Source organism: Caballeronia sp. dw_276 (genome assembly GCF_018449635.1).
Lineage (GTDB): Bacteria > Pseudomonadota > Gammaproteobacteria > Burkholderiales > Burkholderiaceae > Caballeronia.
Genome location: NZ_JAAVUV010000003.1, coordinates 303284 through 318580 on the forward strand (window position 1 = coordinate 303284; position 15297 = coordinate 318580).

At 62.0% G+C, this 15297-nt stretch carries 13 protein-coding genes; 5 read left to right on the plus strand and 8 right to left on the minus strand.

From position 1 onward, the window contains the following. Nucleotides 1-181 precede the first annotated feature (181 nt). Together HB633_RS07200 and gluQRS are read left to right on the plus strand one after the other, a co-directional pair. Nucleotides 182-1051 (plus strand): sulfurtransferase, encoded by an 870-nt coding sequence (locus HB633_RS07200; RefSeq protein ID WP_213777432.1) that lies wholly within the window; start codon nt 182-184, stop codon nt 1049-1051. Beyond that, nucleotides 1048-1932 (plus strand): tRNA glutamyl-Q(34) synthetase GluQRS, encoded by an 885-nt coding sequence (gluQRS, locus tag HB633_RS07205; protein WP_213777433.1) that lies wholly within the window; start codon nt 1048-1050, stop codon nt 1930-1932. Before HB633_RS07200 ends, gluQRS begins: the two co-directional genes overlap by 4 nt. A 69-nt stretch (nt 1933-2001) precedes the next feature. Here gluQRS and HB633_RS07210 read toward each other — a convergent pair whose 3' ends face one another. The 5 genes from HB633_RS07210 to purT form a co-directional block, all read right to left on the minus strand. After that, nucleotides 2002-3618, minus strand: a complete 1617-nt coding sequence (locus tag HB633_RS07210; RefSeq protein ID WP_255580795.1) for a DEAD/DEAH box helicase — start codon at nt 3616-3618, stop codon at nt 2002-2004. A 425-nt stretch (nt 3619-4043) separates the two neighbouring features. Then, nucleotides 4044-5513, minus strand: coding sequence for an aldehyde dehydrogenase family protein (locus HB633_RS07215; RefSeq protein ID WP_213777434.1), 1470 nt, complete (start codon nt 5511-5513; stop codon nt 4044-4046). A gap of 243 nt (nt 5514-5756) precedes the next feature. Then, entirely contained in the window at nt 5757-6152 is a 396-nt protein-coding gene (locus HB633_RS07220) for an MliC family protein (protein WP_213777435.1), read from the minus strand. A gap of 49 nt (nt 6153-6201) precedes the next feature. Beyond that, nucleotides 6202-6372, minus strand: a complete 171-nt coding sequence (locus HB633_RS07225; protein ID WP_213777436.1) for a DUF6726 family protein — start codon at nt 6370-6372, stop codon at nt 6202-6204. Between the two features lie 63 nt (nt 6373-6435). After that, complete coding sequence (gene purT / locus HB633_RS07230; protein WP_213777437.1) at nt 6436-7677, minus strand: formate-dependent phosphoribosylglycinamide formyltransferase; 1242 nt, start codon at nt 7675-7677, stop codon at nt 6436-6438. Nucleotides 7678-7903: 226 nt separating this feature from the next. Here purT and HB633_RS07235 point away from each other — a divergent pair, with 226 nt between their 5' ends. Together HB633_RS07235 and HB633_RS07240 are read left to right on the plus strand one after the other, a co-directional pair. Further along, nucleotides 7904-8479 carry an META domain-containing protein gene (locus tag HB633_RS07235; protein WP_213777693.1) on the plus strand — a complete coding sequence of 192 codons (576 nt, stop codon included), beginning with the start codon at nt 7904-7906 and terminating at the stop codon, nt 8477-8479. Between the two features lie 177 nt (nt 8480-8656). Continuing rightward, nucleotides 8657-12013 (plus strand): DNA translocase FtsK, encoded by a 3357-nt coding sequence (locus HB633_RS07240; RefSeq protein ID WP_213777438.1) that lies wholly within the window; start codon nt 8657-8659, stop codon nt 12011-12013. Nucleotides 12014-12017: 4 nt separating this feature from the next. On the opposite strand, the gene HB633_RS07245 is transcribed toward HB633_RS07240, so the two are convergent. Then, the gene (locus HB633_RS07245) at nt 12018-13079 is read right to left on the minus strand and encodes a transporter (RefSeq protein WP_218626688.1); all 1062 of its coding nucleotides are present in this window, start codon (nt 13077-13079) and stop codon (nt 12018-12020) included. Between the two features lie 119 nt (nt 13080-13198). Further along, the gene (locus tag HB633_RS07250; protein ID WP_213777439.1) at nt 13199-14491 is read right to left on the minus strand and encodes a lactonase family protein; all 1293 of its coding nucleotides are present in this window, start codon (nt 14489-14491) and stop codon (nt 13199-13201) included. A gap of 113 nt (nt 14492-14604) precedes the next feature. Here HB633_RS07250 and HB633_RS07255 point away from each other — a divergent pair, with 113 nt between their 5' ends. Further along, on the plus strand, nt 14605-14757 hold the full coding sequence (locus tag HB633_RS07255) for a DUF3096 domain-containing protein (protein WP_213777440.1): 153 nt from the start codon (nt 14605-14607) through the stop codon (nt 14755-14757). A gap of 187 nt (nt 14758-14944) precedes the next feature. Here HB633_RS07255 and HB633_RS07260 read toward each other — a convergent pair whose 3' ends face one another. Continuing rightward, entirely contained in the window at nt 14945-15193 is a 249-nt protein-coding gene (locus HB633_RS07260) for a hypothetical protein (protein ID WP_213777695.1), read from the minus strand. Nucleotides 15194-15297 lie beyond the last annotated feature (104 nt).

Sequence of the window (15297 nt, forward strand, 5' to 3'; positions counted from 1 at the left end):
GGGTCGAACAAGTCCGATCCACATCATGAAAAAAGTGCCGCATCGTTGGCCGATCGGCCGAGTCGGAAGCGCGGGCCGTTTGCGGGATAATACGGATTCGACAGATGCGGTTTTTCGCGCGTCGAACCCGCTTTATCATCCGGCAACGCCCGTTTCAAGCACTTTTAAGAGCATTCGCGTCATGAGCATCATCAATCTTTCTGCGTATAAATTTGTGACCATCGAGAACGGCGCCGACTGGCGGCCTCTGATTGTCGAGCGCTGCATGTCGCTCGGCCTGCGCGGCACGATCCTGCTCGCGCCCGAGGGTATCAATTTGTTTGTCGCGGGCGAGCCGGAACCCATCCACGCATTCATGCATTACCTTCGGACAGATGCGCTTTTCGAGGGGAAATTCACCGATCTGGAGTTCAAGGAAAGCATCTCGGCCACGCAGCCGTTCGGCAAGATGCTGGTGAAATTGAAGCGTGAAATCATCACCATGAAAAAGCCGGCAATCAAGCCGGAACTGGGTCGTGCGCCGTCCGTGCCGGCGGCCACGCTCAAAGCATGGCTCGACCGTGGACATGACGACCACGGCCGCCCGGTCGTGATGCTCGACACGCGCAATGCGTTTGAAGTCGACGTGGGCACGTTCGATCAGGCACTCGATTACCGCATCGATAAATTCAGCGAATTTCCCGGCGTGATTGAAGCGCATCGCGCGGATCTGGAAGGCAAGACGGTGGTGTCGTTTTGTACCGGCGGAATTCGCTGCGAGAAGGCCGCCATTCACATGAAGGAAGTTGGCATCGATCACGTTTATCAGCTCGAGGGCGGCATTCTCAAGTACTTCGAGGAAGTAGGAGGCGCGCACTACCACGGCGAGTGTTTCGTGTTCGATCACCGGACAGCCTTGAATGCGGCGCTGGAACCGGCGGCAAATTTACAAAATGGCGACGCCTCGGGCACGGAAGACGAAACCGCCAATAGCGATGAAGCACACGCTGCGATCACCGCCGACGGCCGGGCTTCGTTTCCCGGCCCGGGCGAGCAGCGGCACAAGACATGAAAGCGGCGCCCGCGTACCGCGGGCGATTTGCGCCCTCTCCCACCGGACCCCTTCACTTTGGTTCGCTGGTGAGCGCGCTGGCCAGTTTCCTCGATGCACGCGCGCATCGAGGAACATGGCTTGTCCGGATTGAAGATGTGGACGGTCCGCGCACGGTACCCGGCGCGGCAGAAGATATTCTCGACACGCTGCGCAAGTTCGGCATGCGGTCCGACGAGCAACCCATCTGGCAGAGTCAACGGGAGCACGCGTATCAGCGTGCGTTCGACCGGTTGTTATCGGCGGGATTTGTGTTTGCCTGCGGATGCACGCGCCGCGAGATCGCCGACTCGCTCGGCCATGCTCATCTGCGGCACGCCACGCTTGCTTATCCGGGAACGTGCCGCGACGGGCTGCATGGCAAGCTGCCGCGCGCCTGGCGATTGCGCGTGCCGGACGGCGATGCCGCCGTGCTGACCTTTGAGGATCGCTGGCAGGGTGTGCAAACGCAGAATCTGGCAACTGAGGTAGGCGACTTCGTACTCAAGCGCGCCGATGGCGAATGGGCTTATCAACTTGCCGTTGTCGTTGACGACGCGGAATGCGGCATCACCCATATCGTTCGTGGCGCCGACTTGTTGGATTCGACCGCGCGCCAAATCTACTTGCAACAATGTCTGGCTGTCCCAACGCCCGTTTATCTGCACGTTCCCGTGGTCGAAAATGAGCACGGCGAGAAACTCAGCAAACAGACGGGAGCAACGGCGCTGGACACGCACCGCCCTCTTCCTGCATTGATGCAAGCGGCAAAGCATCTTGGCCTTGAACAACCGCCTACTGGCTCGCTGGAAACTTTTTTCTCCGACGCTACGGCGCAATGGGCGCGAAGGTTCGGAACTTAGTTCTGTATCTTCCAGAAAGCAAAAAGCGGCATTGCTGCCGCCTTTTTCGCTACAAGCTGCCTATATTCCTCAAGACTCCGACGGCGTCCTGCGCGGCATACCCAAACCACCCAGCAACGCAGCCAGCGGTTGACGCGGCGTGTTCTTGCGCTCGGCTTCCGCCGCGGCTTCGTCCTGTGCTTTCCTGGCCGATGCCGGCGACGCCACATAGGGCTTCAAGAAAAAATCATCGACAGGTTGCTGGCGTGAATGCGAACGTTCGAACGATGTAGAACGGCGGCGCGGCTCCTCGCTGCGCGCATGCCGATGTTCACCGCGCTCCGCACGGGCCGGCCGTTCGTCGCGGCGACCCGTGGACGATTCGCGCCGAACCGGCACGTCGACCTTCAGCGTCATGACTTCGAGCGGCCGCTTGATCAGCTTTTCGATATCGGCAAGTTGCTTGCGCTCGTTGGGGCTGCACAGCGACAACGCGTCGCCCGTCGCGCCCGCACGCCCCGTCCGGCCAATGCGGTGAACATAATCTTCGGCGCTGAACGGAAGATCGAAGTTGATCACAGCCGGCAAATCGGTGATGTCGAGACCACGCGCGGCGACATCGGTTGCGACCAGCGCTTCGATTTCACCTTTCTTAAATGCATCGAGGGCCTGCATGCGCTCGCCTTGCGTGCGGTCGCCGTGAATGGCCGTCGCGATGATTCCATCTTTTTCCAGCACGCGCGCGAGGCGGCTTGCGCCAATCTTGCTGTTGCAGAACACCAGGACTTGCTTCAGACCGCGTTCACGAATCAACTGCGTGACCGCGCCTGATTTGTCGCTTTCGGCGACTTCAAACACGATTTGCCGCACGTTCGCGTTCGTAGAATTGCTGCGCGCGACTTCGATGGTCTGCGGGTTGCGCAGATAAGTCGCGGCGAGCTTCTTGATTTCGCCCGAGAACGTAGCCGAGAAAAGCAGCGTCTGGCGCTCCTTCGGCAACAGGTTCAGGATGCGCTGCAGATCCGGCAGGAAACCCATGTCGAGCATGCGGTCGGCTTCGTCGAGAACGAGCATTTGTACCTGACCCAGGTTCAGCGTTTTCTGCTGAACGTGATCGAGCAGGCGTCCCGGCGTCGCGATCAGGATTTCCACGCCGCGCCGCAAGGCTTCGGATTGCGGATTCATGTCGACGCCGCCAAACACCACAGTGCTGCGCAACGGCGTGTGCTTGGAATAAGCCTGCACGTTTGCGGCGACCTGGTCGGCGAGCTCACGCGTGGGCGTGAGGATCAGCGCCCGCACGGGGTGGCGGGCCGGCGATGCGCTCGTGCTGGCCGTCGGCAGCAAGCGCTGGATGATCGGCAGCGAGAAGCTCGCGGTCTTGCCCGTGCCGGTTTGCGCGGCGCCCATGACGTCGCGACCGGCGAGCACCACGGGAATTGCCTGCGCCTGGATAGGCGTAGGGATCGTGTAGCCGGATTCGACCACGGCGCGCAAGATGTCGGCGGACAAGCCGAACTGATCGAATGTGGGTACGGGCAGAGGCGCTGCGGCTGCCTGAGGCGCAACGCTGACTTCAGCGCTGGAAGCGGCGCCGGGTGCGTCGGATTGAGCGGCGGACGGGTTCGTGACGACGGGATCTGACATGGTGACTTTGGTGGCTTCGCTTTCGCTAAAAATGCGCCGGAGCGGCGCGCGAGCGGTCATTCCACCGCTCATGGACTTCGTGAAGAAAGAAGCCGCGTGTTTCGCCTTGCAACTGGCAATCGGCGATCAACGCGCGGACTTCGGATTCGCAAGGTTTCGACCTCTGCGAATTTTTGCCCGATCCAGTCTGATTCAACCGGACAGCGTAGTACCTGCAAATAGTACAAACGGCTCAAACGGCAAAGTACAAGTGGCGAGTAAATGCAGCAGGCCGCGTGGCGCTACCTCGACGGCAACCAGCATGAAAGCATACCGGTCACGATCTTCCCCGCAGCTGCGCCGGTCGCGGCGCCCAAACTACGGGAAAGCCCGATATTGTAGCACTGCGCCGCTTGGCGCCACGCTCAGATCGTACGGAGCGCCAGGACGCCGTAAAACCCCGCCGGCCGGGCTTCCCCGCGTTACCGCGCAGCGCCCGCAACGGGCTATTTCGCTTTTGGCGCGGCGTCCGACGCCGGTTTAGGTATATCTCGAACCACCATCAACCGCAGTTCGGTCATGTCCTCGATCGCATATTTGACTCCCTCGCGTCCGAGCCCGGAGTCCTTGACACCGCCATACGGCATGTTGTCAACGCGGAACGACGGCACGTCGTTGACCACCACGCCGCCCACCTCCAGCTCGTCCCAGGCGAGATTGACGTTCGAGAGGCTGTCGGAGAAAACGCCGGCCTGCAGGCCGAAGTCGCTGTCGTTGACCGTTTCGAGCGCCTCAGCGAAATCCGTGAACTTTTCGAGGATCGCAACCGGGCCAAACGCTTCCTTGCGATACAAATCCTGGTCGCGCTTCACCCCTTCCAGCAACGTGGCTTCGAACATGGCGCCGTCCACCTTCCCGCCCGCGATGATCTTCGCGCCATTCGACACGGCGCTTTCCATCCAGCCGGCCAGCCGTCTGGATTCGGATTCCGAGATCATCGGGCCAACGAAGGTTTTTTCATCCTTGGGGTCGCCCATCTTCAACGACCTCGTTTTTGCGATGAGCTTTTCGCGCAACGCGTCGTAGATGTCGGCGTGCGCCAGGATGCGTTGCACCCCGATGCAACTTTGCCCCGATTGGTAAAACGCGCCGAACGTCAACCGGTCCACGACGTAATCCAGCCGGTCGGCCTGATCACGATCGACAATCGCCGCCGCGTTGCCGCCCAGCTCCAGAATGACCTTCTTCTTGCCCGCTTTTTTCTTCAGCTCCCAGCCGACCGCCGGAGAACCGGTGAACGACAGCAAGCGAAACCGTTCGTCGGCAGTAAAAAGATCCGCGCCGTCGCGATGGGCCGGGAGAATTGAAAACGCGCCCTTCGGCAAATCCGTCTCGGCAAGCACTTCGCCCATGATTAGCGCGCCGACCGGCGTTCGGCTTGCGGGTTTGAGCACGAACGGACAGCCGGCGGCGATTGCGGGAGCAACCTTGTGCGCCGTGAGGTTCAACGGAAAATTGAATGGCGAGATGAACGAACACGGACCAATCGGCACGCGTTTGTAGTAGCCGTGGTATCCGGCGGCGCGTGGCGCGATTTCCAGATTGATCATGCCGCCGTCGATACGCACTGATTCCTCGGCCGCGACCCTGAAGGTATCGATAAGACGTGTCACCTCGCCCTTCGAATCGTTGATGGGCTTGCCCGCCTCTATGCACAGCGCTTCCGCGAGTTCATCGAAACGTTCGCGAAAACGCTTCACGCAATGATCGAGCACCGCTTGCCGCTGATACGGCTTGAATTCGCGCATTGCGCGCTGGGCGGCAACGGCGTGCCCGATTGCAGCATCGATTGCCTTCGCGTCCGCCATCGCCACGCGGGTCGCGACTTCGCCGCTGAATTTATCGGTAACTTCCAGGTCCGTGTTGGCCGCCACGGCTTCGTTCGCAAGATAGTACGGGTAGGTTTTCTTCAGCATGTCAGCCTCATACTCTGTTCAAAGTTGCGCGCTCGCGCGGCAGCCGCCGGTTCTTCGATGCAGGTCGCGGTTTGCGCGTGCCGACATCCCGATAGCAACCATACTCCGGATAGCCGTTCGATGCCGCGACGGCCCTTCACGTTAGCCATTCGGCCTATATTTCCGGCAAACGGGCGGCAATAAAAAAGCCCGCTTCGACCAACATCGAAACGGGCTTTCAGGGCATATCAAACACGGACCGGATCAGGTTCCAGTTTTGCACTCGGCAAGCATGGGCGCGGCTTTCGGGTCGGCGGTTTCGTCAGTGAGCGTGCCTTCCGGGCCTTTCGTCCACCACGTGTAGTGGTCGCCGACGTATTTCGCGCCGGACGCGGCGAGCACGTTGACAAACAGCATCTTGCGATTGTCTACCGTGAGCAACGCGAAGCTCTGCTTGTTCTTCGTGTTCATGTACTGGACGGTCAGCACGTGACCGCCGTTGCACTTGTAGCGCAGCGTGTTCGTCGTTGCCGTCTGGATCTGGGGCACGGTCAGCGGCATGGCGAACGCCACCTGCGCTACAGACGCCAGACACAACGCGCCGAGGGTCGCAGCGATCTTTCTCCTGATTCCGTGCGTCCGTTCAAAAAATCGTTCCATCTCGATATCCCTTCGTTCGTGGTTTGTGCGGTCATGCGCCGCGCCGCAATCAAGGATCGATTACCCCAGCGCACGCGTCGGTCGGCGCCGCCGCGACATGACCGACCACCGGCACGATCTTCAACCCCGCCGACGCGATACGGCACGGCGCCGCTGCCAACCCGCACCCGCTCAATCCGACCACGACCGCGCACAACACGGCTACCACACACAATTTCACTTGAAACCTCCGTGCCGCCCGTGCGAAGCGCGTGGTGCGCGCGAGACGGACAGCGTGTTGCCGTCATCGAATGGAGACGGGTCTTACCTTAGACGCTGCCAGCTTCGCGCGTTCCCGTGCTTCGTCAGTATTGCGTCCGGTCGCGAGCGCCACGCCCATGCGGCGTTTCGTAAAGCTTTCGGGTTTGCCAAAAAGGCGCAGGTCCGAATCCGGCACCGCGAGTGCCTCGGCCACGCCTTCGAAGCCGATGCCAGCTTCGTCGAGTCCACCGTAAATCACCGCCGATGCCCCCGGCGCGCGCAACGTCGTATCCACGGGAAGACCAAGGATCGCGCGCGCATGCAGGTCGAATTCCGAGAAACGCTGCGTGGCGAGCGTGACGAGACCCGTGTCATGCGGTCGCGGGCTGACCTCGGAGAACCAGACATCGTCGCCGCGCACGAATAACTCGACGCCGAACAAGCCGCGACCACCCAGCGCCGTCGTGACTTTTTCCGCGACCTCGCGCGATTTCGCCAGCGCCGTCGCGCTCATGGCTTGCGGCTGCCACGATTCGACGTAATCGCCCGCTACTTGGACATGGCCGATCGGATCACAGAAATACGTCTGCAAATCGCCCGTTTGCGGACTGATCGCGCGCACGGTGAGCTGCGTGATCTCGTACTCGAAGTCGATAAACCCCTCCACGATCACGCGCCCGTGATTCACACGGCCGCCGGCCATGGCGTGCTGCCATGCGGGTTCAATATCGGCCTCGCTCCTGAGCACCGACTGTCCCTTCCCTGACGACGACATCACCGGCTTCACCACACATGGAAAACCGATCTTGCCAATACCCGCCTTCATTTCATCGAGCGAATCCGCGAAAGCGTAGGGCGACGTCGGCAGGCCGAGCGTTTCGGCAGCGAGGCGGCGAATGCCTTCGCGGTTCATCGTAAGCTGGGTCGCCCGCGCGGTCGGGATCACGACGGCAAGCCCCTCCACTTCGATTTCGGCCAGCGTGTCGGTTGCAATGGCCTCGATTTCCGGCACGATCAAATGCGGCTTCTCGGCTTCGATCAATGCGCGCAGCGCCGCGCCGTCGGTCATGTCGATCACGTGCGAGCGATGCGCGACCTGGTGGCCGGGGGCGTCGGCGTAACGGTCGACCGCGATGGTTTCCACGCCGAGCCGTTGCAGCGCAATGATCACTTCCTTGCCGAGTTCGCCCGCGCCGAGCAGCATCACGCGGGTCGCGCCGGCAGAAAGCGGTGTGCCGATGGTGCCAGCTTGAAAGGGGGACGCAGCGGACTTCGCGCTCTGCATGAATGCTCCGGAAAAAGAGGCCTGTAAAGCCCAGGATGTTAACACGCGGCCCCTTTGCAGACACGATTCGCAGCCCGTCCGGCAGCGCGTTTTCCCCTGCGGGAAAGGTCGCCGCGCATGACCTTTCTTTACACATCGCAACGATTCCGATGCAAACGCCCTTGGTCAATCGCCTGATGAGTGCGATACCCTTACGGTTTTGCCAGCCTGAGGATATTTCATGTCGATGCAGCCTTCCCGTTCGCGCCTGGCGCCCCATTCGGCGCGTAGCCACGTCCATGCTGCTTCCGCCCATTCCCGGCTCTCCATCGCGGCCTGTTTTTCGGCCGCGGCGCTCGTTCTGGGCGGCGCGCTCGCTGGCTGCACGTTGCCGACCCACCCGGACAGCGCCGCGCCGCCGACCGATCCGTACAATCCGGCCGCGACCCAGCTTCTCGACGATACCCAATGGCAACTGTCCACCTGGACCGACGCAACCGGCCGTGCGCGCCAGATTCCGGACACCACGCCCATCACACTGAATTTATCGACGGATGGCGGCCAGCGCCGCGCAAACGGCTTCTCCGGATGCAACCGCTTTACCGGCACGTACGACCTGACCGATGGCAAGCTCTCGTTCGGCCCGCTCGCCAGCACGCGGATGGCGTGTGCGCCCGGACCGGCAAGCGCGCTGGAACAGCCGTTCTTGCAAGGCTTGGCCGGTATCGACAAGACCGGGGTTCAGATGCGGCCGCCAAAGGAGTTGCAGATCACGCTGAAAACCGGCGACGTGCTGACGTTCAACGAACACACGCAACCCTGAGGACAATTTCTGCAGGGTGACGGCCGGGACCGGAAATCGAGAACTTGAGCGAGGTTCTTCGAATCATCTTCGGGTCCATGGCGGTTAAACTCGACAGTATGGTTTTATCTCTGGTTTAGCATTTTTCCGAGCCTTGGTTCGCTGCTCACATCGCTTACATCATTCCTGGTTCCTTGCATGCACACGGTAGTTTTCGGCTGGTTCGGTATCTCGGCCGTCTGGTTCATCCCTCTTCTCTGGCGCATCGTCAAGTCCGTTCTGCCGAACGGCGGCGGCCTGCGCGGCCCCGGCACGATCCGGCTGTGGCTTGGTTTTTTCTGCGTGCTCCTCGCGAGTTGCGCGCTCGAAGCCGCCCTGTTCCACTCGTTTGAATTCGCGGCCAGTGCCGACCATCTGGGTCACGCGCTGTTGAATGCGCTCGCGTCCCACGGCGGCGTGATCAGCTCGGAGGGCGCGCTCGCCGTGGGTGCCGGCGCAGCCGTCGTGCTGTTGACCGGCCTGCCGTGGTTCTTCGATTTTCAATGGCGCGAAGCGTTTGCATGGGCCAACGTTGCGTTCGGCCTGGGATTCGACTCCGGCTCGTTCGCTCCACGCGAACGTGCGGGCCGCGAGAAACAGTCGCGCAAAAAAGCACCCAGGGAAAAAGCAGAAAGAACCGGCGCCGGCATTGCGGGCGCGGCGGGTTCGTCGAGCAGAATTTCGCCCGATGCACCTCCGCTCGGCATTCCGCCCGCCACACCGCGCCAAGGCAGCCGCTATCAGCGGCCGACGGTCTGGCGGCCACAACCGGCCAGACGCAGCGATGCCGAACGGCAAGCGCGAGGACCCGAGGCGGCTCGTCCGGTGGAACCATCGTTTGGTGAACGCCGGGACATGCATGGACGTAGTGCCGCACCGATTGAACCGATCGAACCCGTCGCGCCCGCAGGATGGCTGAAGACGGGCGGTACGCCGAGCAAGGCCGCGGCGCCCTCAAGCTCCACGCACTCGCAGCGCCCGGCCGAACGCGCTGTGGACGCACCCACGCCTCGCCGTCCGGATGTATCGCGTTCGACCATAACGAGAAGCGCCCCTGGGAGTTCCATCGGATCGTCGGCGGCTCGCGCGGCTCAGGCGGCGCGCAATTCATCGATGAGACCATCGGCGAGCCCGTCGCCCACATCCACGCGCGGCAACGTGTTTGCGCCCGTGGTGACGAAGGAATCGTTCTTTGCGGTTGCTGCGTCTACCGCCGGGAACGCGCCCGCGAAGCCGGCCGGACCGCCGCCGGAACCCGACCGCATCAAGGAGGCGCTGCGTTCCATCGAGCAGACTGCAGCGCAGTGGACGACGCGGGCCGACATGGCCCGTAGCGAGACGCCGGCCGTTTCAACATCCGAAAGCAATACCGGCGAGGAAACCGCGCCTCGCAGCGCGGAGCATTCGCCGGAGCCCGGTGCCGCCGAGAAGACTTTCGCGAACGTGGTTCAAGACCCGCCGACAGAACCGGCGCCGGCCATTCCTGAGCCATCGGCGACATTCAGCGCCGCGGGCGAGTACTCACCCGCCGTTCCGTTGCACGAGGACTTCGGCGCGACGACGGACACGACATCGGACGACACGCCGCCCGTTACAAAAGCAAGTGACGGCGACGCTCAAGTCGAATCGTTGCCGGACGCGCCGGTTGATTTGGACGAGATCGTCGAGGAAACAGCGACCATCGCGCCCGCAGAGCCGTCGCGGCCCTCCGATCTTCCCCCATGGGCCACCCGTGGCGATCAGGCGCTGGGCGACGGCGCTGGGCGCGACGTGACGCCGGCATGGCAAACGGCCGCAAGCACGCCGCGCCCTCCCCTGCCGCCAATAAACGAGATCGAAGAGGAAGTCGAAGCAGAGCCGGACGCAGGCTTCGAAGACTCCATCCCGAACCCGTCCAACGTCGTTCACTTCCCGCGCGCAGTCGCGCCCGTGCCGACGCCTTCGCCGATGCCCCAAACCCCGCCGCAACAAGACGCGCGCCCGCCCGTACGTGGTTTCATCGCGACGGAATTCGAGTTTCATGCACCGGCGGCATCGGCGGTGGATCTGCCGGGGCTCGACCTGCTCGAAGCGGCGTCCGACGAAGTCGAACCCGTCTCCGAACAACATCTCGCGGACACGGGCCAGCTGATCGAACAACGCCTGCAGGAATTCAAGGTTCCGGTCACGGTCGTCGGCGCCTCGGCGGGGCCGGTCATCACGCGTTTCGAAGTCGAACCGGCACTCGGCGTGCGCGGCAGCCAGATCGTGGGCCTGATGAAGGACTTGTCGCGCGGACTTGGACTGACATCGATTCGCGTGGTCGAGACCATTCCCGGCAAGACCTGCATGGGACTCGAATTGCCGAACGCCAGACGGCAGATGATCCGGCTGTCCGAGATTCTCGAAGCCGATGTCTATCGCGATTCCAAGTCGTTCCTGACCATTGCAATGGGCAAGGACATCATCGGCAATCCGGTGGTCACCGATCTTGCGCGCGCGCCGCACATGCTGGTTGCGGGCACGACCGGTTCGGGCAAATCGGTGGCGATCAACGCGATGATCCTCTCGCTGCTCTTCAAGGCGAAACCCGAAGACGTGCGCCTGATCATGATCGATCCGAAGATGCTCGAATTGTCGGTGTATGAAGGCATTCCGCATCTGCTCGCGCCGGTCGTGACCGACATGAAGCTCGCCGCGAACGCGCTGAACTGGTGTGTCGGGGAAATGGAGAAGCGCTACAAGCTGATGTCGGCGGTGGGCGTGCGTAACCTGCAGGGTTTCAACCAGAAGATTCGCAACGCGGAAGCGGCCGGAAAGAAGCTGACGAACCCGTTTTCGCTCACGCCCGACGCGCCCGAACCGCTCGCCAAGCTGCCGATGATCGTGGTCGTGATCGACGAACTCGCCGACCTGATGATGGTCGCGGGCAAGCAGATCGAGCAGTTGATCGCGCGCCTCGCGCAGAAGGCGCGCGCGGCCGGTATCCATTTGATTCTCGCGACGCAGCGGCCGTCGGTGGACGTGATCACCGGCTTGATCAAGGCGAACATTCCGACGCGCGTGGCGTTCCAGGTTTCATCGAAGATCGACTCAAGGACCATTCTCGACCAGATGGGCGCGGAGTCGCTGCTCGGCGCCGGCGACATGTTGTTCCTTCCGCCCGGCACCGGCTACCCGCAACGCGTGCACGGCGCGTTTGTCGCCGACGAAGAAGTGCACAGCGTCGTGGAATATCTGAAGCAGTTCGGCGAGCCGGAGTACGAGGAAGGGATCTTGTCGGGGCCGACGCCTGAAGGCGGCACGCCCGACCTGTTCGGCGAAACGCAGGATGCCGAAGCCGATCCCCTTTACGACGAAGCCGTTGCGTTCGTCTTGCGTACGCGACGGGCATCGATTTCATCGGTTCAGCGGCAGTTGCGGATTGGCTATAACCGGGCCGCGCGGCTCGTTGAACAGATGGAATCAGCCGGTCTCGTTTCGCCGATGGGAACCAACGGCAATCGCGAAGTGCTCGCGCCGGGCCAGCCGGAATAAGCGTTCACCACAAGCGCAGCCGTCTTAGCAGGAACAACGTGACGGCGGCGCATATCGCCATCACGCCCATCACGACCGCGAACGAATAGTGGTCGTGCGTGCCGGGCAAACCCGCCACGTTCATGCCGAAGATGCCCGAGACGAGCGTCGCGGGCATCAGCAACGCGGACATGATCGCGAGCCACAGCAACTTGCGGTTGATGTCCTCGGAAAGCAGCGCCGCGATTTCATCCTGCAGCAGCTTCGCGCGTTCGTACTGCGCTTCGAGGCCGGCGGCGAGCCCGTTCAGCACCTGGATGGCCTGGATCAAGGTTTCCATCGACCGAGGTTCGGCCCAGTCGAGCCGCCGCGTCACGAGCTGCGTCAGCGCGTTGCGCTCGGGATCGACAAACCGCTTCACTTCGACTAGCCGTCTTCGCACCGATCCCAGTTCCGCGCGCCAGTTCGAATGACGGCCGTCGAGCACGCCCTCCTCCACGTCGTCGAGCCGGTCGCCGATTTCATCGATGCGATCTGCAAACGTATCGTTCAGCGCGCGGATCAGCCCGGCAAAGAGATCGACGGTGTCGCGGAACATCGTGCCTTCCAGCACCGCGTGGCGCAGCCGGTCAGTCGATTGCAAGGGCTGGGCGCGCACGGTGACCATGCGGTTTTTATCGACGTAAAAACGCAGCGCACCTGTCGCCCGGCGCGTGGCTTGCGCGTTCGGATCGGCGTCGGGTGTTTCCGCCACGCGCTCCAGATCCGCGACCACGCCATACATGAACGTCGATCCCATATGCACGCGCGGCCGCTTGTCTTCGCCGTTCAGAAACTCGCGCGCGACGTCGGGCATGGCGGTGACGCCGGTCAGCCAGCTTTCCACCGTGTCGTCGTTGGCGCTTAGATGCAGCCAGGTCGGACCTTCGCCCACGATCTCCCGGCGCGCTTCGTCCCAGGACAGGCGCAGCGCCTCGGCCCCGGAAAAACGAAACGCGCAGATGAAACCGGGCGGCGCCTTGGAATCGTCGGGCGCTCTTGCATTCGGACGGGCGGCTTCTCTATTCGATGCTGTCGTGATGTTCAACGTTTGATTCCTTGCTTGACCGTTGACCGGCGGGCGCCGCGGGTTGGACCAACTTTATGCTGCAAAAACCGGACCGCTCGAAACGCGGCGGTCCGGCATATGACTACGATGCAAAACCGTCAGGAAGGCGAAACGAACTTGAAATCAACCGGCGAGCCGATTTCGATCTTTTTCGGGTCCGATGCCAGTTCACCCGTCTCCGGATTGCGCCGGAAGAAGTAAACGCTGTCGCTGTCCTGGTTGCCGACGATCAGCCACCGGCCGGTCGGATCGATGGCGAATTCACGCGGGCTCTTGCCCAGCGTGGAACGGCGATTGAGTAGCTTGAGTTGACCGTCGGCCGGATTGACGGCGTAGGTCAGGATCTCGTTTGCATCGCCGCGATTGGTTGTGTACAGGAAGCGCCCGTCAGGCGACAAATGGATCGCGCTGCCGCCAATCTTGCCCTTGAAATCCGGCGCGGTCATTGGCAGGGTTTGCTTGAGGGTGAGCTTGCCGTCGTCATAATCGTAGACGAGCACGGACGCGTTCATCTCGGTCGTCACGTAAGCGTGTTTTCCCGCTTCGTCGAAGACCATGTGGCGCGGTCCTGAACCCGGCTTGACCAGTGTGTAGCGCGATTCGGTCGGACCGAACAGGCCGCGTGTGCCGTCGGGGGTGTATCGGTACGAATAGAGCTTGTCGGCGCCCAGGTCCTGCGCGAACAGGTAGCGGCCGTCCGGCGAAAACACCGTGGAGTGAACGTGCGAATTATCCTGGCGTCCCGTTACAGGACCGCTGCCGTCGTGATGAACCGTGAGGATGGACGGCAAGACGCGTTCGCCTTCCAGCGGAAACACAGCGAAACTGCCGCCCGGATTCGATGCCACCGAATAGTTCGCCGTCAGCAGGTACCGTCCATCCGGCGACAACGCGAGATAGGCGGGATCGTTGCCATCGGAGGAGACGCGGTTCACGAAGGTGAGCTGACCGCTCGCGGGATCGAAGCGAAACGCGCTGATGCCGCCGCGTTGCGACGCGGGACCGTTGTCACCGGGCAGTTCATTGACCGCATACACGTGCTGCCGGTCCTTGCTGACTACGAGATACGACGGATTGACCGTCTGCGCCGAGGCGAGACGCGTGATGCTGCCGCTGGCGGTATCGAACCGATACACATAGATCCCCTCGCTCTTGCCGCTGCCTGTGTACGTGCCGACCAGCAGGTTGTACACGTTGCCATCGGTTGAGCCGGACGGCGTTGCGGACGCGCCGGGCGCCGTGCCGGCGCCTTGCGCCATGGCTTGTCCCGCGGCGAGAGAAAGTCCGATCGCAACGCTCGCTGCAAAGCTCTTCGTGAAGAAATTCGCTTTGCGGCACGAAGTTTGCGCGGGGGCGCTACGCGGGGAAAAAGAAGTAAAAACGGAATGCATGGAAACCTCCTGATCGTTCGTTATTACGGCTTGTTTCAGGTTATGCGGCGCACGATGCATGCCCTTGACCAACCATTCGCAACCATCATTTCTATCAAAACAAAGGAGCAATAATGGATATCCACCTGAGCCTTGGTCCTCTGGTCGCGCTCATCGCAGGCATTTTGATCCTGGTCGTGCCGCGGCTGCTCAACTTTATTGTCGCAATCTATCTGATCATCATCGGATTGATCGGCGTGTTCGGATTGAGCGCGACGCATTTGTGACACGGATGCATGCCCCAAGCGCCGTCCCGCCCACGCTGATGCGCGAAGCAGGGTCAGGTAAGACGGTGCTTTGGGAATGAGGTTCCAACGAGACGCGCGCCAGGCCGCGCGAGATCATTGATGACGATCCCGCGTTAGGCGGCGGCAATGGAATTGAAAACTTGTTGGACGCGGCTAAGGCCGCTCATCACCCGTCGGCAAGCTGCTCAAGCCTCATGCGGCCCTGAAGCGAAAGCCCGCCGACAGCAACAGCCCCGTTCGTTTCCCGATGCCGCGTAAAGCAATCGCGTTCAATCAGGAATGTGGCGGCGACCTCCATGCCATTCCTCGACAGGCCCAGATGTTTGTAATCGAGATCAATGAGCGTGGACGTATCCGAAATACGGCTCGCAGCGGACAGGATGGCGATGCAATCGGCTCTCAACGGATTCGGCATGGCTTTCACGTTCGATTTCCTCGAAGACGTCAGGCAAGCGTGGACGCGTGATGCGATCAGGTTCGACGGTTGGCATCGCTCAGGCGCGAACTTTCATTCTAGGC

What these genes read in the sequence shown, in the direction of transcription:
- HB633_RS07200 (WP_213777432.1), top strand. Translation starts at nt 182, where the DNA reads ATGAGCATCATCAATCTTTCTGCGTATAAATTTGTGACCATCGAGAAC.
- gluQRS (WP_213777433.1), top strand. Translation starts at nt 1,048, where the DNA reads ATGAAAGCGGCGCCCGCGTACCGCGGGCGATTTGCGCCCTCTCCCACC.
- HB633_RS07210 (WP_255580795.1), bottom strand. Translation starts at nt 3,618, where the DNA reads ATGACCGCTCGCGCGCCGCTCCGGCGCATTTTTAGCGAAAGCGAAGCC.
- HB633_RS07215 (WP_213777434.1), bottom strand. Translation starts at nt 5,513, where the DNA reads ATGCTGAAGAAAACCTACCCGTACTATCTTGCGAACGAAGCCGTGGCG.
- HB633_RS07220 (WP_213777435.1), bottom strand. Translation starts at nt 6,152, where the DNA reads ATGGAACGATTTTTTGAACGGACGCACGGAATCAGGAGAAAGATCGCT.
- purT (WP_213777437.1), bottom strand. Translation starts at nt 7,677, where the DNA reads ATGCAGAGCGCGAAGTCCGCTGCGTCCCCCTTTCAAGCTGGCACCATC.
- HB633_RS07235 (WP_213777693.1), top strand. Translation starts at nt 7,904, where the DNA reads ATGCAGCCTTCCCGTTCGCGCCTGGCGCCCCATTCGGCGCGTAGCCAC.
- HB633_RS07240 (WP_213777438.1), top strand. Translation starts at nt 8,657, where the DNA reads ATGCACACGGTAGTTTTCGGCTGGTTCGGTATCTCGGCCGTCTGGTTC.
- HB633_RS07250 (WP_213777439.1), bottom strand. Translation starts at nt 14,491, where the DNA reads ATGCATTCCGTTTTTACTTCTTTTTCCCCGCGTAGCGCCCCCGCGCAA.
- HB633_RS07255 (WP_213777440.1), top strand. Translation starts at nt 14,605, where the DNA reads ATGGATATCCACCTGAGCCTTGGTCCTCTGGTCGCGCTCATCGCAGGC.
- HB633_RS07260 (WP_213777695.1), bottom strand. Translation starts at nt 15,193, where the DNA reads ATGCCGAATCCGTTGAGAGCCGATTGCATCGCCATCCTGTCCGCTGCG.